The following is a 25,872-nucleotide window of genomic DNA, read 5'->3' as shown; positions in this document are numbered from 1 at the left end:
TGTCGTGGGTTTAAGTTGGTTAATGCTTCTGGAATAGCAAAACCCACCGCATATACCGGCATTTCGCGGTATTTGCGGTGGGTTTACTGGGTATCCACGCTGGTTTTAGCAACCGGCGAGCAGTAACCGGCTAGAAATCAATCAGGCCCAGCTCGCGCAGCTTCTTACTGAGCGTTACGCCGTCGGTGGCTTCAATCCACAGCGGCGAGCGCATCATCTGTTCGGCGCGGTAGTCGCTCCACACGCGGCCGGAGGCGAGCATGGTCTCCCCCACGGTCAGGTTGCGGATGACGATTGCCGCCACGTTGTCCGGGTAGCGTACCGCGAAGCCGTTGTAGATGTACGGGTCGCGCTGCCCATCGTCGCCGACGAGGATCCATTTCATCTGCGGGAATTCCTCGGCGAGGCGGCGCAGGGACTCGACCTTGTGGTTGGTGCCGGAGCGGAACCAGCGGTCGGGGGTGGGGCCCCAGTCGGTGAGCAGGAACGTGCCGCGCGGGTAGCCGTTGCGGCTGAGGAAGCGGCGCAGGGTCGGGGTGATGTTCCAGGCGCCGGTGGACAGGTACATGAACGGCGCATCCGGGTGGCTGCGGCGGATACGGTCGGTCATGACCGCCATACCGGGGGTGGGGATGCGTGCGTGCTCGTCGAGAATGAAGGAGTTCCAGGCCGCGACGAGGGGGCGCGGCAGCATGGTGACCATGACGGTGTCGTCGACGTCCATGATGACGCCGAGCTTCTGGCTTTCGGGAACGATGTAGACGCTGGTTGCTACGGCGCGGGAGCCGGGCACGTACATGATGACTTCGTGCATGCCGGGTTCCAGGTCGATGCTGAGTTTGACGTCGAGCACGCCGCCGCGGTCGGTGTACGCCTCATACTTGGTGCCGTCGATGACGATGGTGACGGGCGCATCGGACATTGCGGTTGCGGTGAAGGAGCGCCAGCCGCGCATGGGGTTGGCGGTGTCTTGGGTGCCTTCTACGACCTGCAGGAGGCGTTCGAGGTTGACCGTCTTGTAGAGTGCGCGGGCGATGATGCGGACCCAGCCGGGGTTTCCTTCGGAGGCGGCGCGTCCGTAGCCTTCGGTGGGCACGAGAATAGGCTCGCGACCGGCGGCGATGGCGCGCTTTTCGCGCCACCTGTGCAGCCGGTCTGCAACACGGTAGCCGATGTTAACTGCCTCGTCGGCAGCATCGTTCACAAGGTTGCGCAGTTCGTGAGTGCCCAAATTCTCCATCCCACTAGTGTAGCGGAGCGTTACCGGCTTGCGGCTTTAGGATTTTGTGTTCTTATACCTAGTTTTTATACCTATTAATACTGTGGTGCTGAGCGCGGGGTGTGATGTGCACATTATTTAGGGTGTATTCGCTGTTCAGATTCGTTCCTTGCAGGTGGGGGCGTTATCCTGGAGAGTATGACCCACTCACAGCCTAACCGCCGACTTTTTGTGCTCGGCACTGCTATGCTTCCGCTGATTGCTGCCTGCTCGAAGAAGTCGAATGACTACGACGGCACCAGCGGTAATTTCACTCCGTATCAGGCTGGCGGCGAGACCTCTGCTACTGCTACTCGCCCCGCACCCACGAATTCGCCGACGGTTGCCGCTGCTGGCAACCCGGTTGATAAGCCGCGCGAATGGCCCGGCATCGGTAACTCCCTCGTTGGTGACGGCAAGTATGTTGCGTGGACTGTTGATGACGGCGCAAGCCCGGAGGCGATTCGCGGCTACGCTGAGTTCTCGAAGCGTACGAATACTCGCCTGACGTTCTTCATTAACGCTTCGTACACCGGCTTCAAGGAGCACGTGTCGTTGCTGCGTCCGCTGGTTCAGAGCGGCCAGATTCAGGTTGCGAACCACACGTACAACCACGCTGACCTGACCACCCTGGATGCTGAGGGTGTGAAGGAAGAGCTGCAGCGTAACGAAGACGAGATTATGAGCATGTTCGGTGTCTCGTCGAAGCCGTACTTCCGCCCGCCGTACGGCCGTTACAACGATACGGTTCTGAAGGCTGCCGGCGAGATTGGTTTTACCCGCCCGGTCATGTGGAACGGCACCACTGGTGATGAAGCGAAGACCAGCTCCCGCGTGGTTTACATGCGCTGCATCCGCTACATGCTGCCGCAGCAGATTGTGTTGGGCCACCTGAACTACGAAACGATCATCCCGATTCTGGATAAGGTGAAGGGACTGATTGATGACCGCGGCCTGACTGCGGTGACGATTCGTGACTACTACGGTGATGCCTCTGAGGAAGAGATTAAGGCGGCGGCTCCTTCGCCGACCCCCACTCCGGAGGAGCACACCCCGTCCCCCGAGGCGACCACGGAGGCAACCCCTACCCCGGAGCCGACCACTGAGGCTCCGACTCAGGCACCGACCACCCGCTATGAGGATGAGGTTGCGGCTAGCCAGCAGGCGACGACCGCTCCGGCGGCAACGACTGCTCCGGCTGCTCGTGCGACTGCTGCACCGGCGGCTACTACGGCGCCGGCGGCTTCGCAGAACGCTTCGGCGACTGCCCGCCGATAGGTTGGTGTAGACCTTCCTTGGTGAAGCCCCCTTGACCCGGCTCCCGTACGGACATTCCTGTATTGAGATTCTGTACGGACCGGCGCGAGGGGGCTTTGCCGTGCCCGGCGGGAATAATCGCGGGTAATAGCCGCGGGAATAAGTACGGCAGCCGGGGCGTTAGGTGAGCGTATAGTGGCGGCAGTGTGCCGCATCCGAGTGTGAGAGGAATAGATGACAATGCGTATTGATATTTGGTCCGATATTGTGTGTCCCTTCTGCTACGTGGGCAAGCGTAACCTGGAGCTGGCGCTCGCCGAGTTTGAGCACCGCGACGAGGTTGAGGTGGTGTGGCATAGCTTTGAGCTGGATCCGTCGGCTACGGAGCATCCTGCCGGTTCGCTGCCTGAGCTGATTGCGGGCAAATATCAGATGCCGCTGGAGCAAGCGATTGCGAGCCAGGAGTCGCTGGCGGAGCGTGCCCGCGAGGTGGGTTTGGATTTCAATTGGCGGCAGGCGCGGTACGGTAACACGTTTGATGCGCACCGTGTGATTCATTATGCGGCGGAGCAGGGTTTGGCGTCGGCGGCGCAGGAGGCGTTTAAGCTGGCGTACTTTACGCAGGGCCGTTCGGTGCAGGATCACGAGTCGATTCTGGATATTGCTTCTGAGATTGGTCTGGATACTGCTGAGGTTGAGGCGGTTCTGAAGAGCGACCGTTACGCGGCGGATGTGCGTGCCGATGAGCAGTTGGCGCGTCAGCTGGGTATTAATGGTGTGCCGTTCTTTTTGATTGAGTCGAAGTGGGCGGTGAGTGGTGCGCAGCCTGCGAAGATGCTGGTGCAGGCGCTGCGTCAGGTGTGGGAGGAGACTCACCGTGTGGAGTTCCTGAACCCGCTGGCAGGTGCTTCGGGTGACGCCGCGGGTGCCAATGCAGCGGAGGCGGGCCCCTCCTGCGATGTAAACGGCAACTGCTCCTAGTAGCTGCTGAGGGAGGCACGGCTGGGGTGCTACCCCCCTAGCGTCCCCTGACTGCTACCCCCAGATAGAGCGAAAGCCTCCTTGTCCCGGTTCTGTGCGAACCGGTACAAGGGGGCTTCGCCGTGCCCGCACGTTGCGTCTTCCCTTGTCAGAATGTTTGGTCAGAATGTTTGAGGGGCTCAATATTGCCTGCGGGTGGGGTTGTTTTCCTTTACACTTGAGTGTGTGTTCTACGGTGAACACGCTTGTCCACTCACTTTTAAAGGAATATTGTGTTGAAAATTCACGCCGCGACCGCTGGTGTTCTTGCGGGTGCCCTGTTGCTGACTGGTTGCTCTTCGTCTGTTCGTGCTCCGAAGTCTACGCCGTCTGCGTCATCGTCGACCTCTGCTTCGGCTAGCCCCTCTGCTTCGGCTTCCCCTACTGCTTCTTCGACGCCGAGTGCGTCTGCGTCTCCTTCGGAGTCTCCTACCCCGACGGAAACCCCGTCGCCAGTTCCGACGACTGAGGCTCCCGTACAGGCTCCGTCCCAGGCACCGGCGGCTGAGGCGCCTTCTGTGGCGGCGCCGGCAGCTCCGGTTTCTGAGGCGCCCGCGCAGCAGGCTCCCGTTCAGCCGGTGCAGCAGGCTCCGGTAGCTACGGAGGCACCCGTCCAGCAGGCACCGGCTCCAGCGGCTGAGGCTCCCGCTCAGCCGGTTCAGCAGGCCCCGGCGCAGTCGAGTGTTTACTATGAATCGTGTGCTGATGCTCGTGCCGCGGGTGCTGCACCGTTGCATCGTGGTGAGCCGGGTTACCGTCCGGGTCTGGACCGTGATGGCGACGGCGTGGCGTGCGAGCCGAAGAAGAAGCACTAGGCTTCTGCCCCCAGATAGAGCGAAGCCCCCTTGTGCTGGTTCTTGGTTGAACCGGGGCAAGGGGGCTTCGTCGTATCAGCCTAGTCTGTTAGCTCAGCCGGTGAGGTTAGCGCGGCTGGTAGGCGCGGGCACGCTCAGCGCGAGCACGGCGCGCCTCCGCATCCTGCAGGACCGGCACCAGCATACGCACCACCTGCTCCATGCCACGCAACACCATCTTCACCCACAGGGTCACCGACCACGCCGTCGCCAAACGCGGGTGGCGGGTACGCATCCAACGCACACCCTGAAAAGAGACCGTGTAATACAGCAAAAACAGCAGCGCCTCACGGAAGCGGTGCACCTGCCGAAGAATAGGGTTCTGAGGAAGCTTCGTCATGCCTCCCAGTATACCCACCAGACCCCGCTAGGGCTCCCCCACACTACCCGTAATAGTCGCGAATCGTCACCGTCTTCAACCCGCGCCGATCCAACAACGCCCGAATACGGTCCAGCTCAGACACCACACCCCGATAATTCAAATGCCCAATCACAATATGCTGAGCCAACGCATATTTCTCCGCATAGGCATACACCTCAGCCGAAGAAATATTAGACGAATCCGCCAACGACCCGAACCACAGCACCGGGCGCGTAAAACCACACGACGCCGCAGCCGCCAACACGCGCGCATCATAATACCCGTACGGCGGGCGGAAATACGGCTTCGAAGACACCCCAAACAGCCGCATAATCTCCTCATCATTACGGGTCAACTCCTGAACAATCTGCTCATCCGTCAGGCTCGTCAACGCCGCATGACTATACGTATGGTTCGCAATCTGCAGCTGGCCGCTCTTCACCAGCGGCAACAACAGGTCACGATGCTGCTTAAACGCCGGGTACTGACCGTTGATAAAGAAGGTGAGGCGCGTGCCGGTACGGTGTGCGAACTCCGCGTAGGCGCGCACCACCTCCGGGTCAGCGCCGTCATCGACCGTCCACGCAATGTACTTGCCCTCACCCGGCAGGCCGGTCTGCGGGCCAGTCCAGGCACGAGCTTCGGGAACCGGGTTCGACGAGGTCGCAGTCACAGAAGCCGTCTTAGACGCCGCGGCGGTCGGGGATGCAGAACCCGATGCGGAGCCAGATGTGGATGCGGAGGGGGTAGCCGAAGGAGTCGCCGAGGCACTACCGGATACACTGCCGGACGGGCTGCTCGACGGGGTACCGCCCGGGGCTGACCCGCTCGCTGCTCCGTGGGTGCCTTCCGCCGCGGACGGGGTGCAGCCGGTCAAGCCAAGACCCAGCACACCGAAACCCACCGCGCCCAGCCCAAAGGTACCAACGTGGCGCAAGAGTTCCCGTCGACCCATGGAGGCGCGGGCAGAAGCACCCGATACTGCTGGGGTAGCGGCGGGGTCAGCGATAGCGGATTGACGAGGAGCGATAGGTGTTTCTGAGTGTGGAACAGTGTTCATATTATGAGTGTATGATGAGACCGCCGTTAGATATCGAAAAATTCAAAATATTACTTAATAATTAACAACGCTGCCAATAACGAACCTTTACGCGTTTTCCTACCGGTTCCTCACCAGAGACCACACTCGACACGTTACAGATTCCCGCGCCGCAAGCGCCGCCACGATACAGCAAGGCCCCTCCCCCAGAACGCGCTCATAACGCACCCGGGAAAGGGGCCTCAATCTATAAAGTTCACGAAACCGTGGAGCCAAGTACTCGGCTAAAAACCAACTCGGATTCAGGCTCTACCGGCTACTCCGCCTCAGCGGGCTCCGACGCCTTCAGCGCTGCCGCCTCCGCAGCCTCTTCAGCGTCAGCCTCAGCCACGCGCTCAGCATCCGACTCTGCAGAAGTTACCGCCGCCGGGTTCGTCAGAATCTTCACACCCATGCTACGCAGCGCATCCGTGTTCGTAATCGTCTCGTCATTATCAATCAGGTACACCTTGTACCCGTCATTCCGCAGACGACGCATCAGCTCCAGGAGCATGCTCTGAGCGACCTCATCCACCGCGTACACGCGCGTCACATCCAGGGCGACCTTCGAGCCCTCCATCGGGGCTTCCACAATCTCACGGATCACGCGCTCCACACCCGCAAAACGGATGCGGCCCTGCAACTGAATCAGACGCATAGACTCATCACCCGAACCGATCTGGTAGTTCGCGCGCAACGCCGAACGAGCCACGGTCGGCACGTTCATCACGTGCATGCCCATGTCATCCGAGAACTGCTCGAACAGCTCCACACCGCGCACACTGTTACCGTGACCGTCAAGGCGCGGCGAGAACGTTGCCACACCCAGCTGACCGGGCACCGCACCAATGATGCCGCCGCCCACGCCGCTCTTCGCCGGAACACCCACCTGGGTCGCCCAGTCACCCGCAGAGTTATACATGCCGCACGTGAACATGACGCTCAGCACCTGACGCACCACAGTCTTAGGAACCACCTGCTCACCCGTCACCGGATGCACACCATAGTTCGCCAAAGTCGCCGCCATCAACGCCAAATCCTTGACCGTCACCATCAGCGAGCACTGGCGGGTATAACCCTGCACCGCCACAGTCGGGTCACCGGTCAGGATGCCGTGGCCGCGCAGCATGTGCGCAATCGCGTAGTTGCGGTGCGCGTGCTCCAGCTCAGACTCGTACACGCGCTCATTCACCGACAGGCGACGGCCCGCAAACGCAGACAAACCAGAAATGACGCGCTCCATACGCTCGCCCTGAGTCGCACCGGGAGGACCCACCAGCGAATGGGTGGTAATCGCGCCCGCGTTAATCATCGGGTTCAGCGGCTTACCGGAGCCGTCCTCCAGGGACAGCTCGTTGAACGGCTCACCGGAAGGCTCCACGCCCACCTTCGCAAGCACGTCATCATAGCCGCGGTCCGCGAGCGCGAGGGCGTACACGAACGGCTTAGAAATCGACTGAATAGTGAACTCCACATCGGAGTCACCGGCGGCGTACTGCTCACCATCAACCATGGCGATAGACGCGGCAAGCTTGTCCGGGTCCACGGCGGCAAGTTCCGGAATGTAGTTTGCCAACTCACCGGAGGTATCAGAAGCGACCGACTCGAGGGTCTCGGTCAGGTAAGTGGCAATAGGTGAATGCATGGTATTCCGTATCTGCTGCTAATCGTGGTTGTTCTCGTCAAAAATTCCAGGATGCGCCCGCCCGCTGTTCCGTTTCAGCTGGGCTGAGGCGCTCATCGTTGCAGGCTACCGCGGCTACCAAACTAAAGAGCCAGCCAGCGGACCTGTCAAAGTGTGTGGGTGAGGAGCACCTTTTGCTCCCTAAAGAGTGTATCTTTTGCGTGTTGAAGCCACCAAATATAACGGTCGCTACTCCCCCGCTATTTCAGGCTCTGGTACCTGTTCTGGTTTGCCGTTTTCTGCCGTAATTTACCGCGGCGGGCAGAACCGCCGACGAAACCCGGACAAAACCTACGCGAGCCAGCCTACGGGTGGCGAATCGAAGCCGGCTCACGACCACCCAACTCGGCAGTCTCCAACTGGAACGTCGAATGCTCCACCGACACCTCAAAATGGCCCGCCACGCAGGAGCGGATACGGTCCAGAATTGCCACCGCAGACCCGTCATGGAAGCACGAATCGGCAACCACCACGTGCGCGGTCACCACCGGCAGGCCGGTCGCCACCATCGAAGCGTGCACATCGTGCACCTCTACAACGCCCTCAACGCGCAGCATGTGCTCACGCATCGCGTCCAAATCCAGACCGTCCGGAGTGAACTCCATGAGCACCGCAGTCGTCTGCCTCATCAGACGCATCGCACGCGGCACAATCAGCGCCGCAATGAACAGACCCGCAAGAGCGTCCGCCTGGTAGAAGCCGGTCAGCCAAATCACGATAGCCGCCACAATCACACCCAGCGAACCCAGGGCATCATTGAGCACCTCCATGAACGCGGCACGCATATTGAAGTTCGCGTTCCTCGCCGTCGCCAGCACCGCAATGCCGATAGCGTTCGCCACCAGGCCAACCACGCCAAAGATCAGCAGCTCGGTGCCGGGCACCTCCGGCGGGGCGAACAGGCGATGCACGCCCTCCACCGCCGTGTAGATGCCCACCGCCAGCAGCAGCACCGACTGCCCGAGGGCGGCAAGCACCTCAATACGGCGAAAACCCCACGTGCGGCGGGACGTTGCCGGGCGCGTCATGAGCGAAGCCGCCGTCAACGCCACCAGCAGGCCCGAGGCATCCGTAACAGCGTGCGCCGTATCAGTCAGCAACGCAAGACTTCCGGTGACCAACGAACCGATCGCCTGCGCCAACACAATAACGACCGCCAGACTGAACGCAATCAGCAGGCGCGGACGCATCGAGGCGGCGTCCTCCGGGCTCGGGGCATGCGAATGGTCGTGCCCATGGTGATGCCCGTGATGCCCGCCGTGGCCGTGATGTGTGTGCGCTCCCATGCGCTTCTCCTTAACTATGAACTGCGTTGTTGACTATCGAGAGTTATCAGTGGATAGCAAAATCGCCCGATTCACAAGAACCGGGCGACAAGCTCCTCAACCGAGGAAAACGTGGAGATAAGGGGACTCGAACCCCTGACCCCCTGCATGCCATGCAGGTGCGCTACCAGCTGCGCCATATCCCCATATTCTGTTAGTGACCTCAACGAGGCAACATGAATATATTACACACACCACGGACAGCGATGCAAACCAGCGCCCCCAAAAATCCAAAAAGTTCCCGGCGGGTAAGCAAGAAGGGCGGCCCCCGCGGCACCATACAGCGCCAGCAGAGCCCACCCCTCATCAGCTAAAAATCAAGCAGAAGCTTACTCCTCGTCCTGAGCGGGAATGATGCGTGCAGCATCTTCCTCAGTCTCACCCTCAATGTCGAAGGGAGCCTCGTTCTCAACGCCCAGCTCAATACGCGGAGCCTCAGCCCACAGACGATCCAGAGCGTAGAACTCGCGGTCCTCCTCGTGCTGAACGTGCACGACAATATCGCCAAAGTCCAACAGAATCCAACGACCCGAGGAACGACCCTCACGGCGGACCGGCTTCAGGTCAGCCTGCTCACGCAGAGCGTCCTCAACCTCATCCGCAATAGCGTTCACGAGGCGCTCATTGTGGGCAGAAACCACCAGGAATCCATCAATCAGACCCATCGCGTCAGAAGCATCCACAGCGAACAGGTTAGTTCCCTGCTTCTCCTCCGCAGCGCGGGCAGCAATGCGCAGAGCCTCAACCGAGGACTGTGCAGCAGTCATATTTTCCTTTCTTGCCGGCAGAACCCCACCGGCAGCACCCGCCAAGGGGGTGCATGCTCACGGCCTACTTAGGGCCAAAAATCATAATCAAGCCGACAACGACCAGGGCGAGTAGCAGAACAATCCACAGCCACGCCAGGGAGGTCTTCTGCGCGGGCTTCAGAACCTCTTCAGCCTTCTCAACAGCGCTCTTAGAAGCAGACTCCTTGGAAGCCTCAGCGGAAGGCACCGGAGCAGACTTGGAATCAGAAGCCTTAGACTCTGCAATCTTAGAACCAGCAGACTTAGACTCGGCGTCCTTCGCGGCTTCCTCAGACTCTTCGGCTTCCTCGGTGACCTCTTCAACCAGGGCAGCGGACTCTTCGGGATCCTGACGATCCACCATGCGCTGCAGCAGCTCCTCAACCTCATCCGGGCTCAGGGCAACAGTCGGGTCACCGTCTACCGAATCCACGGTGTCACCAGCGGAGGCGCTATCCAACACGCTCAGGTCAAGACCCTGCGCGTTCACGGCGCTCACACGGGTGGGCAGCTCGTCAGCAGACTCTTCAACCTCGACAGCCTCAACGGTCTTTTCCTCAACGGGAGCATCCTCGGTCTCCTCGACCTCAGCGACGGAGCTGTCCAGCTCCTCAACCTTCGGCTCATCGCGCACCAGGTACTGGTGTAGCTTGGGCTCCGGCTCCTCCTCCTTGACCACGGCAATCACCGGGATCGAAGAAGTCATCGGGTTATCCACCGCGGAGGGGCTGGTCGCATCCACACGGTTCTGCGCAATCTCCTCAGGGCGCAGAACACGCAGGCTACTGGTCAGAGGAGCAGGCTCGTGCAGCTTCTCCTCATCGTTCGCCTCAGTCTCAATCTTGCCCTGAGCCGCCAACGCCGCAAAACGACGCTGAACAGCCAGAACCTGCGGGTCAATAGCGTCCGCATGAACCACAGAGCCCATGTTCTCAACAGGCTTCGCGGGCTCACCACGGCGGGCTGCACGCAGGTACTCGGCAACTTCCTCACGGTAGCGGGCAAGACGACGCGGACCCATCACCTTAGTAGGCGGCGGCACCTCAATGCCGTCCTCGGTCACGTACGTCTCGTAGAGGTACGCTTCGTCCTCGCTATAGGGCTTCGAACCCGTAGCTTCACTCATGTGTTCCCTCATTATTCGTCGATTGGGGTGCCTGCCCAGACTCTTCCTTCACGCGGGGCAAGCCGTCACGGTACGCCGTCAAAGCGTCCTTCTTGTACAGGCCGTACTTAGCAATGTACTGCACCACACCATCCGGCACCAGGTACCAGATGGGGGCATCTTCAGCTGCGCGGCGACGAATATCGGTCGAAGAAATCGCCATCGCAGGAATCTTCAGGGTCGTAATATGACGACCCTCAGCCAGCGGCGGATCCAGCTCATGATCGGGGCGGGTCACGCCCACAAAAGTCGCCAAATCCCACAGCTTATGGGCATTGCGCCAGGTCATAATCTGGCTAATCGCGTCCGCGCCGGTAATGAAGAACAGGTCAGCATCCGGGCGCAGGGCGCTCAGCTCGTTAAGCGTATCAAAGGTGTACGTGGCGCCGCCACGGTCAATATCAATACGGCTCACCGTAAAACGCGGGTTCGACGCGGTCGCAATCACCGTCATCAGGTAGCGATGCTCAGCGTCACTCACGTGCCGCTCCCCCACCTTCTGCCAGGGCTGACCGGTCGGAACGAACACGACCTCGTCCAGGTCGAACACGGCGGCAACTTCACTAGCTGCCACCAGGTGTCCGTGGTGAATCGGGTCGAAGGTTCCACCCATCACGCCCAGACGCACCCGACCGGGAGTGCGCGGGGGAATCGACTCGGTGCTCGGAGCACCAAAATCAAGGTGAACAGGCTGGTCAGTCACAAATGCCGTCCTTGCTGGGGACAGAGACCGCACCACGGCAACTTGGGAGCCGCCACAGGCGCGGATGCGGGCAGGTACACAGAAGGTACGCAACACCGAAACGGTGCCCGCGTACATTCCCCTCTATGCTACCTTCTTACGGTCAAAAACACCGAAATGACGGGGGTGAGCTAAGCCGCCAGTGGAATACCCAGCCAGCACGCCCACCCACATGTTCCGCCGCGCAAAACCAGTGCAAGAGGCTGCGTAAAAGACAGTCAAAGCATCAGGAAGCAAGAACGCCGCGCACCGGAGCGAACCCCGGCACGCGGCGCCAATACCTAACGACCAAGCATCAGCCAGGCAACAGCTAATGCTCAGCTATTAGTCGTCAACGTTCGGCATGTCGATATTCTCGTCGACCTTGCCTTCCTTCAGCTTCTTGCGGTACTCGACCGACTCGGTCCACACGCCCGCAACACGTTCGGACTCCAGCTCTGCACGAGCCTCCGCCTTCGCATCCATACGCTCCTTGTACTCCACACGCTTCTGCGCACGAGTCGGGCGAATGATCTCTTCCAGACGAGCGTCCGTACCACGCGGGGAGGACAGCAGCTCGGCGCCACCGACCATGGTCGGCTCCCAATCGAAGATGACCGAGTTGTCGTTCTCACCAATCACCACGGCGTCACCGGCACGAGCACCAGCCTTGAACAGCTCATCCTCAACACCCAGACGCGCCAGACGGTCCGCCAGGTAACCGACAGCCTCATCATTATTGAAGTCAGTCTGCTGGATCCAACGCTCAGGCTTCTCACCAATCACGCGGAACAGCGGCTCAAGGTTACGCTCCTCGCGGCGAATAATGAACTCCTGCTTCTTCTTGCCGCGGAAGCCCTTCGGGCGAACCACAGGAGCCTCAACAACCACGCGCTCCGCTTCCTTCTCGGCAGCGGCACGAGCCACGCGGTCCTCCTCCACGAGCTTTGCCATCGCGAAGATCAGGGACTTCAGACCCTCATGGGAAGCCGTCGAAATCTCGAAGACCTTGAAGCCCATCTCCTCAAACTCGGGGCGAACAAACTCCGCCAGCTCACGAGCCTCAGGAACGTCAATCTTATTGAGCACCACAATCTGCGGACGCTCATGCAGCGGCACGGTCACACCCGCAGTCGGGTCAACCTCATAGTTCTGCAGCTCGCCGCGAATCACCTCAAAGTCGCTAATCGGGTCACGGCCCGGCTCCAGAGTTGCACAGTCAATCACGTGCACCAGAGCCGAAGAACGCTCCACATGGCGCAGGAAGCGGTGACCCAGACCGCGGCCCTCAGAAGCACCTTCAATCAGACCCGGAACATCCGCGACGGTGTAGCGAACATCGCCCGCCTGCACCACACCCAGGTTCGGGATCAGGGTGGTGAACGGGTAATCAGCAATCTTCGGACGCGCCGCAGAAATCGCAGCAATCAACGAAGACTTACCAGCCGACGGGTAACCCACCAGAGCCACATCCGCAATGGACTTCAGCTCCAGAACAATATCAGCCTCTTCACCGGGGGTGCCCAACAGAGCAAAACCGGGAGCCTTACGCTTAGCCGAAGCCAACGCAGCATTACCCAGACCGCCCATACCGCCACGCGCAGCAACATACTCGTCGCCCACACGCAGCAGGTCAGCCAAAACATTACCCTCGCGGTCCTTCACCACAGTACCCTGCGGCACGGTCAGGACCAGGTCCTCACCGTTGAAGCCGTGGTGCATATCGCCACGACCAATATCGCCATTCGGGGCGTGCTGATGCGGGCTGTGGTGGTACTCCAACAGGGTCGTGGTCTGGTTATCCACGCGCAGAATCACCGCGCCACCATTACCACCGTTACCGCCGTTAGGGCCGCCCAGGGGCTTAAACTTTTCACGTCGCACGGAGACGCAGCCGTTACCTCCGCGACCGCCAGATACATGCAAGACCACGCGGTCCACGAACTCTGCCACGGGTTCTCCTTATCTTGAACATCTTCACTTCGCCACCGCACGGCACACACCCATCATGCTACGGATGCGGCGGCAGGCGCGACCGGGTTGGGGTGCGCCTCATCGTGGAACCCAGCACGGGCGTCCACGGCATTCGAGGTCATAGCGAGAGGGGGTAGACTAACGCCTACCCCCTCTGCCCTAGCGGTGAGTATTACTCAGCTGCTGCCAGGATGTTAACGACCTTGCGGCCCTTGCGGGTACCGAATTCGACGGTGCCTGCTGCCAGAGCGAACAGGGTGTCGTCGCCACCGCGGCCAACGTTCAGGCCGGGGTGGAAGTGGGTGCCGCGCTGGCGAACGAGAATCTCGCCTGCGTTGACGGACTGGCCGCCGTAGCGCTTAACACCGAGGTACTGGGGGTTCGAGTCACGGCCGTTACGGGTGGAGCTTGCGCCCTTCTTGTGTGCCATTCTGTATTCCTACCTTAGGGTTGAATTCCGGTCGTCTTAATTACGCGTTGATAGCGGTAATCTTGACGGTGGTCAGCTCGGCGCGGAAGCCCTGACGCTTCTTGTAACCGGTCTTGTTCTTGTACTTCTGAATAACGATCTTCGGACCGCGCAGGTCCTCAACCTTCTCAGCAACAACCTTGGCGGAAGCCAGGGACTTTGCGTCAGCGGTGACCTTGTCACCGTCGACGAGCAGCAGCACGGGCAGCTCGATGGTGCTGCCGGGCTCGCCTGCAACACGGTCAAGGGTAACGAGGTCGCCTACGGAAACCTTCTCCTGGCGGCCGCCAGCGCGTACAATCGCGTATGCCACTATGGGACTCACTTTTCTCGACAACTTGCTTCTTGAATCTCACACGAATGAGCAGCCTGCGCTTTCATTGCTGTGCGCCCTCCCCCGCCAGTCAAATAACCGCGAACAAGGAGGAACGGCCCGTGCGTTCCGACGGGATTGCCCGCCGAAGCCAACACGCGAGGCTCACCGGTGGTGTCTCTCTCCCGCACGTTCCAAACTCAGCCGAATACACGACCGCGCCGAAGACGATGCGGGTGGGAGCGGTGTCTCCCGCTGGCCCTGCGTCGATAGGGCTTCACTGAGATAAACACCAGTCCTTAAGGATACGGCATGATCTACGCGCCGCGCAATAGATAAATTTGCGGAACGCACGAAGTCGGCACGTGATACTACTCAACCCCGGCAGATACACCGCAGATAAACCGGGCATAAAAACCCCGGCGAGGTGGATTACTCCACCCCGCCGGGGCGCAACATACACACCATCGGAATTCCGATGATCGGAAGCTAAAGACTAATCGTCCTTACCTTCACGCTTAATATCGGCAGCGGCAACGCCAATGCCGAACAAAACAGGAGCCGAAGCGTCATCAGCAACCGGAGCCACATCCGCCACAGAAGCGGAAGCAACCACGGAACCCTCAGCACGCTCGGAAGCGTCCACGGTCACGACCTGAGCACCTGCACCGGCACTCGACGCAGCACGGCGAGTGCGACGCTTACGCGGGGTCGAACCGGGCACCTGAGCCGCAGGCTTCTGAGTCTCCTCAACCGGAGCCTCAGCCTCAACTGCGGCAGGAGCCGAACCGATCACACCGGTCACAGCCGGAGCACCAATCACGCCGGTCACCACCGGGCGAGACTCAGCCTTCGCGGACTTCTCAACTTTATCACCCTTTGCGGGTGCCTGCCCAGATGCCACATTCTGCTCAGGTGCCACGCTCTGCTCAGCAGCCTTCTCGGCACGCTTCTCATCAGCGGCACGACGAGCACGGCGGCGAGACGCACGCGGAGTCTCACGAACATCCTCAATGCGCAGGTCCTCACGCTCAACACGCTTGGACTCCTGAGCCTTCTGCTCGGAGTTCGCCTCAGCGTTCTGCTGCTCACGGTCCTGACGCTTCGCCGCACGATCCTCACGGTTCGAACGGAACGACTCACCCTCAGTGCGGGCAATACGGCCAGCCTTCTGAGAAGCACGAGCCTTCGCCTCGCCAGCGCGAATCGCCTCGAAACGATCCGAGGAGCGGCTAAAGCGCGGGTCGAGCTCCGGGTCAACGTGGTGCTCGTCCTCCAGCGCACCCGCACCGGAATCCTCCACAGCGGCAATATCCGCATCGGTCAGCTCGCGGCGCTGACGGTTACGAGAAGACTTCTTCTCGCCACGCTTGGACGGACGACGCTCCTCCGAACGATCCTCTGCAGAACGCTCCTGGTCAGAGCCATTCGAGGAATCCTCAGGGGACTCCTCCTCCACGCGGTCAAACGCGCTCGCCAGCTGTTCCAGGGAGAAACCGCCCTGCTCACCAATCCAGTTACCGCCGGTCACCTCAGCGACCTTGTCCTCACGCTGAGCGACCTCCGCGTGAGCCTGCTCGCTGGCAGCCTCGGCAATACCCTGAATCTCCTGCTCCAGAGACAGCTCAGCGGTCTCCGCGCGGCGCGAACGCTTACGACGCTTACGCTTCTTACGGGTCGAAGTGGTCTCCTCCGAAGCCTCATCAGCCTGAGCGGATGCGGCAGCCACCGCAGCCATAGCGTTACGACGCTCAGCCTTCTTCGACTCCAGGGCATCCTGCTTCTGCTGGTCACGAGAATCCTCGCGGGCAGCCGCACGGGCACGCTTACGGTCATTACGCTCGTGACGGTGGATGTAATCCGACGCGCCACCGCTACGACCGCTCAGCGGCTGATCGTGCACAATCAGGCCACGGCCAGCACACTGCTCACAGGGCTCCGAGAAGACCTCAAGCAGACCGGTACCCAGACGCTTACGGGTCATCTGAACCAGACCCAGCGAGGTCACCTCAGCCACCTGGTGCTTGGTACGGTCACGACCCAGGCACTCAATCAGGCGACGCAGAACCAGGTCACGGTTCGACTCAAGCACCATGTCAATGAAGTCAATGACGATAATGCCGCCAATATCGCGCAGACGCAGCTGGCGGACAATCTCCTCAGCAGCTTCCAGGTTGTTCTTGGTGACGGTCTCTTCCAGGTTGCCGCCGCTACCGGTGAACTTACCGGTGTTCACGTCCACCACGGTCATGGCTTCGGTGCGGTCAATCACCAGCGAACCACCCGAAGGCAGGTACACCTTACGGTCCAGAGCCTTCGCCAGCTGCTCGTTGATGCGGTAGTGGTCGAAGAGGTCATCCTCGCCATCCCACTGCTGCAGGCGGGAAACCAGGTCCGGCGCCACGTACGTCACGTACGCCTCGATGGAATCCCAGGCGTTCTCACCCTGAACGATCATCGCGGTGAAGTCCTCATTGAAGACGTCACGGACGGTCTTAATCATCAGGTCGGGCTCCTGGTAGAGCATCTCCGGAGCCAGCACCTTGCGGGAGTTAGCCTTCTCCTGAATCTCTTCCCACTGCGCACGCAGACGGTTAATGTCGTGGGTCAGCTCCTCCTCAGAAGCGCCCTCCGCCGCGGTACGAACAATCACGCCAGCACCCTCAGGCAGCTTGTCCTTCAGAATCTTCTTCAGGCGAGCACGCTCGGTGTCGGGCAGCTTACGGGAAATACCGGTCATCGAACCACCCGGCACGTACACCAGGAAGCGACCGGGCAGGGAAACCTGGCTGGTCAGGCGGGCACCCTTGTGACCAATCGGGTCCTTGGTGACCTGCACCAGCACCGAATCGCCGGGCTTCAGGGCGTTCTCAATCTTGCGGGGCGCACCATCCAGGCCGGTAACATCCCAGTTGACCTCGCCCGCGTACAGCACAGCGTTGCGGCCGCGGCCAATGTCAACGAACGCAGCTTCCATGGACGGCAGAACGTTCTGAACCTTACCCAGATACACGTTGCCAATCAGAGAATCCTGCTGAGTCTTAGACACGAAGTGCTCAGCCAGCACGCCATCCTCAAGCACACCAATCTGGATGCGGCCGTCCTTCTGACGAACCAGCATCTGACGGTCCACGGACTCGCGGCGAGCCAGGAACTCAGCCTCAGTCACGATGTGGCGGCGGCGACCCAGGGAACGGGACTCGCGGCGGCGCACACGCTTCGCCTCCAGGCGGGTAGAACCGCGCACACCGGTCACGGTGTTGGATGCGTGAGAGTCAGCCAGGCGCGGCGCACGCACCTTGGTGACGGTCTCAACATCATCATCAACGCCGCCCTCAATCTCAATATCCTCGGTACCGCGGCGACGACGACGGCGACGGTGGCTCGTCACCTCAGCCTCGGCGGCAGCCTCCTCGCGGCGGCGCTCCATGCGCTCCTTACGCTTCTGCTCCTCGGCAGCGGCGCGGCGTGCCTCACGCTCCAGCTTGGCGGCAACAGCGAGCTCGCTCAGCTCCTCCGGTTCGGGCGCCATGAACAGCGGTATAGCACCCATGGGGGTACGCGAGCGCAGCTCCTGCAGCTTCTCGCGCTGCAGGTCGCTAATGGTCTTTACGGGCTCGGGAGCTTCTGCGGGCTCCTCAGCTGCGGACTCCTCAGCAGACTCTTCTGCTGCGGGCTCTGCCTCTGCGGAGTCAGCCTCGGTGTTCTCAGCCTGCTTCTCGGCAGTCTCCTCTGATTCAGCCTCAACCTCGGCTTCTGCGGCGGCCTCGCCCTCAACGAATTCAGCTTCGGCAGTCTCTTCTGCGGCTTCTTCGGTCTTTTCTGCCTTGGTCACCTTCTCGACCTTGGCGATCTCTTCGACCTTGGCGGTCTTCTCCACGGTCTCGGTCTTAGCAACCTTCTCAACCTTGGCGATCTCTTCAACCTTCGCGGTCTTCTCGACGGTCTCGACCTTAGCGGTCTTCTCCTCAACAGCAGGCTCAGCCGCCTTCTTCTCAGCAGCCGCAAACAGGCTATCGAGGGTAGAAGCAACCTCGGTCTCAGACGCAGCGGGAGCGGCAACCTTCGGTGCCGGCGCGTGCTTAGCCTTCGCGTTACGCAGGTTGGTCAGGCCAGCAGCAATCGCCTCATCCAGGGGAACCTCAGGAGCCTTCTCCTTCTTCGGGCGACCCGGACGGCGGCGCTCAGTACCCTGCTGGGATTCAGAGCTCTCACGAACATTCTTACGCAGAGTTTCACGGGTCTCTGCAGAGGCGTTCTTCTCCTCCGCGAGGGCGTTCAGCGCCTCAAAAACCCCAAGTTCGACGTTCTTCTCGTCAGACATTAATCTTCTTTCGTTACACCCTGCTCCGCACCGCAAGGATTTTAACAGCGCGCATACAGCGCAAAGCCTAGTTGCTGCCACCGCGGCTCAAGCCTCACCCTACGGTGCGCGTTCTTCGCGGGCACTATCTCATTCAGTGCTTCTGCCGTAGGGGGCGAGCGGGCGGAACGCAGAGCGCGCCGCGACGGTCACAGCCACCTCGCTCTCGAGCACGGCACGCTCACACCCTCCTGGGTGCCCTGCCGGTCTTCGGGTTTCTTCGCCGAGGCGGGCGGCCCGCGCGGTGCGACAGTTATGCTCCGCGGCTTATAGCCGGCGCTCTTCGGGTACTCTCCCTCGATGCGTTGGTGGGGATCTTTATGCGCGTGCGGGGCGCACAAGACACCGTGTTCCATTATACCCGGTAGAGGGTACCTCTAAGCCACCCCTGCGCCCATTCCGGGCATCACTTCCCGACAGGATGCGCGCGCACTGCGGCGAGCACCATAGCGGGCACAGCAAAGCCGGGCGTGCCACTACGCACCACCCGGCTTCAAAAAACTTTTAGAGGAGGAACTAGTCCAGACCCAGCTCCGCATCGCGCGCCTCACGAGCCTGCTGAGCAAGCTTCGGGTCGGTCGGCAGGTACTCCGGACCGGAACCGGTCGCAAACGGAACACCCAGAATGAAAACGAACGGAGAAACCACCAGCAGAATTACCCACAGCAGCGAGAAGTGACCGGCGGTCAGCAACAGCAGGGCAGTCAGAAAAATAACGGCAGCAACGCCCATTGCGGCGATTCCGGCAGTCTTCACGGTTCTCCTCGAAGGGGTATCAAGAATCTAGTGTCCAACAGAACGGCGGGCAGTCGACGCCGCAGGCGAACCCCGCAGACGGCCCCGGCTGATGCCGCTCATGAATATACCTGACCATTATACGCACCCGCGCCGCCTCCCCGCTGACTTCACGGCTCGGGTCACCGGCGCCTCCCCCCTCCGCTACCCACCGCAATCTACCCGCCGCATTCTTCCCGGCACAATCTGCCTGCGGGTACAGCAACGCCCCGGCACCAACAGGCACCGGGGCGGTACAGTTCAATGCTTAGCGCATCATATTCACAATGACCTCAAAGAAGCGGATCACGATAATGCCGAAAATCAGGATTACCCACAGGCTAATCGCAAACCACGACCAGCCGCGAGCGCTCTCACGCACCGACTGCGACGCCGGGATAACCCCCACCGAAACATTGCGGACCGTGGTCTTCACAAAAAGCGTGATGGTCATAACCCACACAATCATGCAGAACAGGCACAGGGCGTTGATCTGGAAGGTCGTCTGGTACCACAGCCACATGATGAACGCGGTTGCCGCAGCCAAACCAATGTCCATGCAGACCCAGAACCACTTCTTGAACTGTGCACCCGCCATCATCGCAGCGCCGATAGTCACCACAATCGAGAAGCCCACCAGGCCAATGAACGGGTTCGGGAAGCCGAAAGCCTCTGCCTGCGGAGTGCGCATCACCGTACCGCAGCTAAGCAGGGCGTTAATATCGCAGACCGTGGAGTGGCCGGCATCAATATAAATCTGCAGGCGCTCATACACCAGAATCGCCGAAGAAATCAGCGCAATCAGACCCGCACCAATCAGCCAGAACCCGAGCTGTCGGTCAGAGTAGCCAGCCCGGGTTCCCCTGCGCCCCTGCTGCTTTTCTGCCTCAGCGTGGTTGGGCTCGGTAGTACTCGATGCGGCGGTACTCATACGACTCCTTTAGATAGTGTGTTTCACCTCGTGTAGTAGCGGGTACATACCGGCGCGGCATAGCCAGCACCCCGGAAGCGGTACCCCATTTATCCTAGCCTCTCACACCGCCAAATGGCACACTGTTAGCCTGTATGTTCCGTTTATGACGTGCTATTTTACGCAGATGGGCGCGTTTTCTGAGCTTTTTCGGGGCACTTTCAGGGCTCGTTCGGGGCGCTTTCGAGGTGTCTTCGGGAAGTCTTTAACGCGCGAAAACCCCCGGGAGGAGCCCGCCATTCAGCGGCGGGCGGAACCTTCCGGAGGTTTCAACGGGATATTTCTAGGGCTTTATCTGGGGCATTACTTAGGGCAGCGGGTGGGTGTACGAATCGTCAAAGAACTGCTGCTCCAGCTCCACCGCGCGGCTAAAGAACTCGCGGGCAGCCTGCGCATCCGCCGGGCCCACACGGTCCAGCTCACGGCGCAGGAAATCAACCAGCTCACGGAACTCCGGGTAGTCGTGCAGGGTAATCCACTCGTGGTGCACAAACGAATCGGGGCGCTTGGCGGGAGCCTTCGACGCCCAATCCAGGTACAGGCCCTCGCAAACCACCAGCACCGACAGGATCGCCGCGTAGCTGCCGCTTGCCGCCGCATCCAGGAAGAGGCGCTTGAAGCCGGTGGTCGCCTCCGTGTCGGGCATGGATTCACGCTGATGCTCGGTCACGCCCAGAGTCTCAAAGCAGCGCAGGAAGTAGGTGTTCTCGTCACCGGCAATTTCGCCCGCGAACTGTGCCAGGCGCAGGCGGCCCGCAAGAGTGTCAGCGTTGGCGATAGCGCCACCAATCAGGGCGAGGAACGTGTCCAGGAAGCGGTAGTCCTGCACCAGGTAGCCCGCCATGACCTGCGGGGCAATCGAGCCGTCAAAAAGCTCAGCAACAAAGCGGTGATTCGTGGCGGACAGCCAGGTGGCAATGTTCTCCTGGCGCAGGGACTCGGTGAATGAATCGGTGCCAATCAAATCGGTGAAGGGTGCGGGCATGATGGGTGCCTTTCGCTATGTGGCATACCGTCGCTGGTATGCGTATGTGTGCGGGTGTGTTGGTGCGGCCTCAGACATTGGGGCCGGCGCCTCAGTGAATATAGCACCGTGCCGGGCAGGCGCGCCCGGTTTTGTGTGCCCGGTGCCCAAAAATTTTCGTTATTTTCGATTTTTGGGAGGGTGGGGGCGGAACATGCCGAAGAAAATCGGGCGATTGGGGTTGCGTGAGAGCCCCTGGGAACGCGTGAGGGAACGTGGGTTCAAGTGGGAGCGCGAGGGCAGAGACAAAAGGCAGAAAGGCGGAGGCGCAAAAAGGCTGGGTGCGAAAAAGACAGAGCGCGAAAAAGCGGGACACCGCTCCCCCAGCCAGTAAACACTAACCAGGGGCGGCACCCCGCCTTCTCATAAATAACCTCAGTGGGCTTTATTCGTCTTCGGAGTCATCGTCACCGAAGAAATCATCGGTGTACGAATCGCCCAGCGGCAGGCCCAGCGAATCCTCCAGCGAAGAACCCGCCGCAGACTCGCCGCCCAGCTCAGCCATGATGCCGTCCAGCAGCTCATCCGGCTCAGCAGAGGCAGCCGCAGCCGCCGCGGCAGCCAGAGTCGAAGCCGACGCCGCGCCCGCAGAACCCGCATAAGCACCCTCGGCGGGCAGCTCATCCGGCAACTCCTCAGCCTCAGCGCCGGGGGTCTTCGCCTCCGCGTGCGCAGCCAGCAGGGTACGTGCCTCGCCGATCACGGTAATCGAGCCGGTAATCAGCACACCCGCTGACTCCTGCTCGAAGAGGGCGTTCTCCATGGCGGTGGCAATCGCCTCGTCCAGGTGCTCGAACACCTCAATCGAATCTTCGTCCAGACCAGCGTCCAAGGCGAGTTCGTGCAGACGCTCAGGGGCAATCGCACGCGGCGAATCCGAGGCCGCAAGGTACAGGCGGAAGGTTCCGTCGGAAGCGTCCACGTACTCTTCGCGCATGGTCTCAAACATGCCCAGAGCATCCTTCTCACCCAGAATGCCAACCACCGCGTGCAGGTGCGACAGCTTAAACGCCTCAGTCAGCGCAGCGGCGGAAGCACGCACACCGTGGGGATTGTGGCCCGCGTCCAGGATGGTCAGCGGCTCGGTGCGCACAACCTCAAGACGGCCCGGCGAACGCACCGTCTCAAACGCGGTACGCACCACGTCCTCGGGCAGCTGACGCTGACCACCGAAGAACGCCTCCACGGCGGCGAGAGCCACCACGGCGTTCTGCGCCTGATGCGCACCGTGCAGGGACAGCGGCACATCCGGGTACTCGCCCGCCAGGCCGTGCAGGGTCAGCAGCTGACCGCCGACCGCAAGCTCGCGGGAGACCACGCCGAACTCCACGCCCTCAAAGGCGAAGGATGCTTCCTTCTCGCGGGCAGATGCGAGTAGCACGTCTGCTGCTTCCGAGTCCTGTGCGGCAGAAATCAGGAAGCCGCCGGGCTTGATAATGCCGGACTTCTCGGTCGCAATCTCGGCGAGGGTTTCACCGAGCATGTCGGTGTGGTCCAGACCGATCGGGGTGACCACGGAAACCACGCCGTCGGCAACGTTCGTGGAGTCCCAGGTGCCGCCAATGCCGACCTCGAGCACCACCACGTCCACCGGCTCGTCCGCGAAAATCGCGAAAGCAAGCACGGTGATGGATTCAAAGAAGGTCAGGGCGGGCTCACCGCGGGAGGTCATCTCCGCGTCCACAATCTGCAGGTAGGGGGTGATTTCGTCCCAAATACGCACGAAGGTGGCATCCGGTACGGGCGCACCGTTAATGCAGATACGTTCAGTGACGCTCTCGAGGTGCGGGCTGGTAAAGCGGCCCACGCGCAGGTCGTGGCCGAGCAGCAGCGCCTCAATCATGCGGGCGGTGCTGGTCTTACCGTTCGTGCCGGTAATGTGGATGACCGGCGCGGCACGGTGCACGTCGCCGAGGATTTCGACGGCGCGCGCCACGGCGTCCAGGCGCGGTGCCATCTTGTTTTCGGGTGCTCGCGCCAGCAGTTCACCGTAGACCCGCTCCACGCCCTCGGGGTCGGGAATTGCGGGGTAGTTCTTCTCGCTCATTGTTCTCCTCGTTGGGATAGCCGGTCGGTGCCGGCAGGGACCCGCCGTGCGGCGGGATAGACGACGGGCCGCCCCGCCCGGTGATGGGGCGGGACGGCCGTACGGTTCAGGCGTTTTATGCCTTGGCGACGCTAATGCTCAGCTCGTCTGCCTCGCTCAGCTGCAGGGACACGGCGAGGGTTTCGCCGGTCACCAGTGCTTCGTTGGCGCGCAGAGCTGCCAGAGTTTCCTCCGGTGCCGCGATGCTCAGGTTGATGCGGTCCGCAACGTTCAGGTCGGCGTCCTTACGTGCCTGCTGAATAGCGCGGATGGTGTCGCGGGCGATACCCTCGGCAACCAGCTCGTCGGTCAGCTCAATGTTGAGGACCAGGAAGCCGCCGGGCAGAACCGCAGCCGCAGTGTGCTCAGCACCCTCAGCGTCAGCGGCAACCACGGTTGCCAGCTCGTACTCGCCCTCTTCCAGAGCCAGGCCACCGTCCAGAGCTGCCACGCCAACCAGGACGGTACCGTCCTCGGTCACGGTCCAGTCACCGGACTTGGATGCCTTAATAGCCACCTGCACCTGCTTGCCCAGGCGCGGACCTGCCGCACGTGCGTTGACCTTCAGCTGCTGGGAGATGCCGTAGTCGGCGGGGTCGACGGTGTCGGCGCTGACCAGCTCCACCTGGCGCAGGTTCAGCTCGTCCTCGACGATGTTCGCGAAGTACTCCGCGCCCTTCTCACCGAAAGCGGTACCCAGGGCAGCGAACTGCTCGGGTGCGATTGCCACGGTCATCTTCTGCAGCGGCTGGCGCACGCGGATCTTCTTTTCCTTGCGCAGTGCCGAACCTGCGGAGCAGACCTCACGCACGGTCTGCATGAGAGCCAGCAGGTCAGACTCGTCAGCGAAAGCGGATGCCTCGGGCCAGTCAGCCAGGTGCACGGAGCGTTCACCGGTGAGGCCGCGGTAGATTTCCTCGCTGCTGAGCGGCAGCAGGGACGCGGCGACCTTCGACACGGTCACCAGTGCGGTGTAGAGGGTGTCGAATGCGTCGGTATCTTCGTTGAAGAAGCGCTCGCGGGAGCGGCGCACGTACCAGTTGGTCAGTGCGTCGGCGTACTGGCGCAGGGATTCGCAGGCGTTCCAGATGTCGTAGGAGTCCATCGCTGCGGTGACCTGCTCGATGAGTTCGCGGGTCTTGCCGAGGATGAAGCGGTCCATCACGTGCTGCGAGTCGTACTTGAGCTTTGCGCTGTAGCCTTCGCCGTTGTTGGCGGCGTTAGCGTACAGGGCGAAGAAGTGGTAGACGTTCCACAGCGGCAGCATGACCTGGCGAACACCCTCGCGGATACCCTGTTCGGTCACAATCAGGTTGCCGCCGCGCAGGATCGGGGAGGACATCAGGAACCAGCGCATTGCGTCGGAGCCGTCGCGGTCGAGGACCTCGGAGACGTCCGGGTAGTTACGCAGGGACTTGGACATCTTCTGGCCGTCCGAGCCGAGCACAATACCGTGGCTGATGACGTTCTTGAACGCGGGGCGGTCGAAGAGCGCGGTCGCCAGTACGTGCAGCACGTAGAACCAGCCGCGGGTCTGACCGATGTACTCGACGATGAAGTCTGCCGGGTAGTGGTTCTCGAACCATTCCTGGTTCTCGAAGGGGTAGTGCACCTGTGCGTAGGGCATGGAGCCGGAGTCGAACCAGACGTCGAGCACGTCTTCCACGCGGCGCATGGTGGACTTGCCGGTCGGGTCGTCCGGGTTCGGGCGGGTCAGCTCGTCAATGTACGGGCGGTGCAGGTCGGGTTCGCCGTCCTTGTTCAGGGGCAGGCGGCCGAAGTCTGCCTTGAGCTCTTCGAGGGAGCCGTACACGTCCATGCGCGGGTAGTTCGGGTCGTCCGAAACCCACACGGGGATCGGGGAGCCCCAGAAGCGGTTACGGGAGATGGACCAGTCGCGTGCGTTCTCAACCCACTTGCCGAACTGGCCGTACTTCACGTTTTCCGGGATCCAGTTGATCTGCTTGTTCAGCTCGTACATGCGGTCCTTGAAGTCGGTGACCTTCACGTACCAGGAGGTGATTGCACGGTAGATGAGCGGGGTGCGGCAGCGCCAGCAGTGCGGGTAGGAGTGCACGTAGGACTTCTCGCGGATCAGCACGTCGTCTGCCTTGAGGGCGTTGATGATGGTGCGGTTCGCGTCGAATGCCTGCACGCCTGCAATCTCAGCCAGGGCGGTGGAGCCGGAGGCGGTGGGCTCGGCGAAGAGGTTCAGGAACTTTGCGCCTTCGTCGAGGGAGAGGATCACGGGGATGCCGTAGCCTTCACAGACCTTCTGGTCGTCTTCACCGTAGGCGGGTGCCTGGTGGACGATGCCGGTACCGTCACCGGTGGTGACGTAGTCGGCGACGAGAATCTGCCAGGAGGTTTCGGTGCCCCACTTTTCGG

The 25,872-nt window shown here is 61.3% G+C and carries 20 protein-coding genes and 1 tRNA gene; 3 read left to right on the top strand and 18 right to left on the bottom strand.

The features are described 5' to 3' along the window. Positions 1-130: 130 nt before the first annotated feature. A complete protein-coding gene (locus RWZ58_RS08000; RefSeq protein ID WP_005505793.1) occupies positions 131-1,240 on the bottom strand; it encodes an App1 family protein in 1,110 nt (369 codons plus the stop codon). A 177-nt stretch (positions 1,241-1,417) separates the two neighbouring features. On the opposite strand from RWZ58_RS08000, the gene RWZ58_RS07995 reads away from it, so the two are divergent. The 3 genes from RWZ58_RS07995 (at position 1,418) to RWZ58_RS07985 (ending at position 4,350) form a co-directional block, all read left to right on the top strand. Then, positions 1,418-2,536, top strand: coding sequence for a polysaccharide deacetylase family protein (locus RWZ58_RS07995; RefSeq protein WP_314658277.1), 1,119 nt, complete (start codon positions 1,418-1,420; stop codon positions 2,534-2,536). A gap of 219 nt (positions 2,537-2,755) precedes the next feature. Next, on the top strand, positions 2,756-3,496 hold the full coding sequence (locus RWZ58_RS07990) for a DsbA family oxidoreductase (RefSeq protein ID WP_314658276.1): 741 nt from the start codon (positions 2,756-2,758) through the stop codon (positions 3,494-3,496). Between the two features lie 272 nt (positions 3,497-3,768). Continuing rightward, a complete protein-coding gene (locus RWZ58_RS07985; protein ID WP_314658275.1) occupies positions 3,769-4,350 on the top strand; it encodes an excalibur calcium-binding domain-containing protein in 582 nt (193 codons plus the stop codon). Between the two features lie 106 nt (positions 4,351-4,456). Here the strand turns inward: RWZ58_RS07985 and RWZ58_RS07980 are convergent, their stop codons facing one another. The 17 genes from RWZ58_RS07980 to RWZ58_RS07900 form a co-directional block, all read right to left on the bottom strand. Continuing rightward, positions 4,457-4,729 (bottom strand): hypothetical protein, encoded by a 273-nt coding sequence (locus tag RWZ58_RS07980; RefSeq protein ID WP_070847853.1) that lies wholly within the window; start codon positions 4,727-4,729, stop codon positions 4,457-4,459. Between the two features lie 43 nt (positions 4,730-4,772). Continuing rightward, positions 4,773-5,810, bottom strand: coding sequence for a polysaccharide deacetylase family protein (locus tag RWZ58_RS07975; RefSeq protein WP_314658274.1), 1,038 nt, complete (start codon positions 5,808-5,810; stop codon positions 4,773-4,775). A gap of 295 nt (positions 5,811-6,105) precedes the next feature. Continuing rightward, complete coding sequence (locus tag RWZ58_RS07970) at positions 6,106-7,473, bottom strand: glutaminase (protein ID WP_314658273.1); 1,368 nt, start codon at positions 7,471-7,473, stop codon at positions 6,106-6,108. Positions 7,474-7,817: 344 nt separating this feature from the next. Continuing rightward, positions 7,818-8,798 carry a cation diffusion facilitator family transporter gene (locus RWZ58_RS07965; RefSeq protein WP_314658272.1) on the bottom strand — a complete coding sequence of 327 codons (981 nt, stop codon included), beginning with the start codon at positions 8,796-8,798 and terminating at the stop codon, positions 7,818-7,820. A gap of 112 nt (positions 8,799-8,910) precedes the next feature. Further along, positions 8,911-8,983: transfer RNA gene (locus tag RWZ58_RS07960), tRNA-Ala, on the bottom strand. A 183-nt stretch (positions 8,984-9,166) separates the two neighbouring features. Further along, complete coding sequence (rsfS, locus tag RWZ58_RS07955) at positions 9,167-9,604, bottom strand: ribosome silencing factor (protein ID WP_314658271.1); 438 nt, start codon at positions 9,602-9,604, stop codon at positions 9,167-9,169. 64 nt (positions 9,605-9,668) lie between these two features. After that, complete coding sequence (locus RWZ58_RS07950; RefSeq protein ID WP_314658270.1) at positions 9,669-10,751, bottom strand: sulfite reductase subunit alpha; 1,083 nt, start codon at positions 10,749-10,751, stop codon at positions 9,669-9,671. Beyond that, the gene (nadD, locus tag RWZ58_RS07945; protein ID WP_294628040.1) at positions 10,744-11,493 is read right to left on the bottom strand and encodes a nicotinate-nucleotide adenylyltransferase; all 750 of its coding nucleotides are present in this window, start codon (positions 11,491-11,493) and stop codon (positions 10,744-10,746) included. The genes RWZ58_RS07950 and nadD overlap by 8 nt, the downstream gene beginning before the upstream one ends. Before the next feature lie 363 nt (positions 11,494-11,856). Beyond that, the gene (obgE, locus tag RWZ58_RS07940; RefSeq protein ID WP_314390197.1) at positions 11,857-13,464 is read right to left on the bottom strand and encodes a GTPase ObgE; all 1,608 of its coding nucleotides are present in this window, start codon (positions 13,462-13,464) and stop codon (positions 11,857-11,859) included. Between the two features lie 193 nt (positions 13,465-13,657). Then, on the bottom strand, positions 13,658-13,915 hold the full coding sequence (gene rpmA / locus RWZ58_RS07935; protein WP_005505766.1) for a 50S ribosomal protein L27: 258 nt from the start codon (positions 13,913-13,915) through the stop codon (positions 13,658-13,660). A gap of 40 nt (positions 13,916-13,955) precedes the next feature. Continuing rightward, positions 13,956-14,267: a 50S ribosomal protein L21 gene (gene rplU, locus RWZ58_RS07930; protein WP_005505764.1), complete on the bottom strand. Its 312-nt coding sequence runs from the start codon at positions 14,265-14,267 to the stop codon at positions 13,956-13,958. Between the two features lie 496 nt (positions 14,268-14,763). After that, positions 14,764-18,591 (bottom strand): Rne/Rng family ribonuclease, encoded by a 3,828-nt coding sequence (locus RWZ58_RS07925; protein WP_314658269.1) that lies wholly within the window; start codon positions 18,589-18,591, stop codon positions 14,764-14,766. A 555-nt stretch (positions 18,592-19,146) separates the two neighbouring features. After that, complete coding sequence (locus RWZ58_RS07920) at positions 19,147-19,386, bottom strand: nucleoside-diphosphate sugar epimerase (protein ID WP_070635093.1); 240 nt, start codon at positions 19,384-19,386, stop codon at positions 19,147-19,149. 286 nt (positions 19,387-19,672) lie between these two features. Next, the gene (locus tag RWZ58_RS07915; RefSeq protein WP_070642495.1) at positions 19,673-20,335 is read right to left on the bottom strand and encodes a vitamin K epoxide reductase family protein; all 663 of its coding nucleotides are present in this window, start codon (positions 20,333-20,335) and stop codon (positions 19,673-19,675) included. Between the two features lie 346 nt (positions 20,336-20,681). Then, positions 20,682-21,359, bottom strand: coding sequence for a TenA family protein (locus RWZ58_RS07910; RefSeq protein ID WP_070738736.1), 678 nt, complete (start codon positions 21,357-21,359; stop codon positions 20,682-20,684). A 424-nt stretch (positions 21,360-21,783) separates the two neighbouring features. Next, on the bottom strand, positions 21,784-23,445 hold the full coding sequence (locus RWZ58_RS07905) for a folylpolyglutamate synthase/dihydrofolate synthase family protein (RefSeq protein ID WP_314658268.1): 1,662 nt from the start codon (positions 23,443-23,445) through the stop codon (positions 21,784-21,786). Positions 23,446-23,560: 115 nt separating this feature from the next. Continuing rightward, positions 23,561-25,872: class I tRNA ligase family protein (locus RWZ58_RS07900; protein ID WP_314658267.1), on the bottom strand; the 2,312-nt coding region annotated here is incomplete at its 5' end.

Origin of the sequence: uncultured Rothia sp., assembly GCF_963544205.1 — a bacterium.
Lineage (GTDB): Bacteria > Actinomycetota > Actinomycetes > Actinomycetales > Micrococcaceae > Rothia.
The sequence above is the reverse complement of the archived record's forward strand: the minus strand, read 5'-3'. Positions and strand labels throughout refer to the sequence as shown.

Coding starts and splice junctions, on each gene's coding strand:
- RWZ58_RS07970 (WP_314658273.1), bottom strand. CDS start 7,473: ATGCATTCACCTATTGCCACTTACCTGACCGAGACCCTCGAGTCGGTC.
- RWZ58_RS07980 (WP_070847853.1), bottom strand. CDS start 4,729: ATGACGAAGCTTCCTCAGAACCCTATTCTTCGGCAGGTGCACCGCTTC.
- rpmA (WP_005505766.1), bottom strand. CDS start 13,915: ATGGCACACAAGAAGGGCGCAAGCTCCACCCGTAACGGCCGTGACTCG.
- RWZ58_RS07965 (WP_314658272.1), bottom strand. CDS start 8,798: ATGGGAGCGCACACACATCACGGCCACGGCGGGCATCACGGGCATCAC.
- RWZ58_RS07925 (WP_314658269.1), bottom strand. CDS start 18,591: ATGTCTGACGAGAAGAACGTCGAACTTGGGGTTTTTGAGGCGCTGAAC.
- RWZ58_RS07975 (WP_314658274.1), bottom strand. CDS start 5,810: ATGAACACTGTTCCACACTCAGAAACACCTATCGCTCCTCGTCAATCC.
- rsfS (WP_314658271.1), bottom strand. CDS start 9,604: ATGACTGCTGCACAGTCCTCGGTTGAGGCTCTGCGCATTGCTGCCCGC.
- RWZ58_RS08000 (WP_005505793.1), bottom strand. CDS start 1,240: ATGGAGAATTTGGGCACTCACGAACTGCGCAACCTTGTGAACGATGCT.
- RWZ58_RS07910 (WP_070738736.1), bottom strand. CDS start 21,359: ATGCCCGCACCCTTCACCGATTTGATTGGCACCGATTCATTCACCGAG.
- RWZ58_RS07995 (WP_314658277.1), top strand. CDS start 1,418: ATGACCCACTCACAGCCTAACCGCCGACTTTTTGTGCTCGGCACTGCT.
- RWZ58_RS07915 (WP_070642495.1), bottom strand. CDS start 20,335: ATGAGTACCGCCGCATCGAGTACTACCGAGCCCAACCACGCTGAGGCA.
- RWZ58_RS07950 (WP_314658270.1), bottom strand. CDS start 10,751: ATGAGTGAAGCTACGGGTTCGAAGCCCTATAGCGAGGACGAAGCGTAC.
- RWZ58_RS07990 (WP_314658276.1), top strand. CDS start 2,756: ATGCGTATTGATATTTGGTCCGATATTGTGTGTCCCTTCTGCTACGTG.
- RWZ58_RS07905 (WP_314658268.1), bottom strand. CDS start 23,445: ATGAGCGAGAAGAACTACCCCGCAATTCCCGACCCCGAGGGCGTGGAG.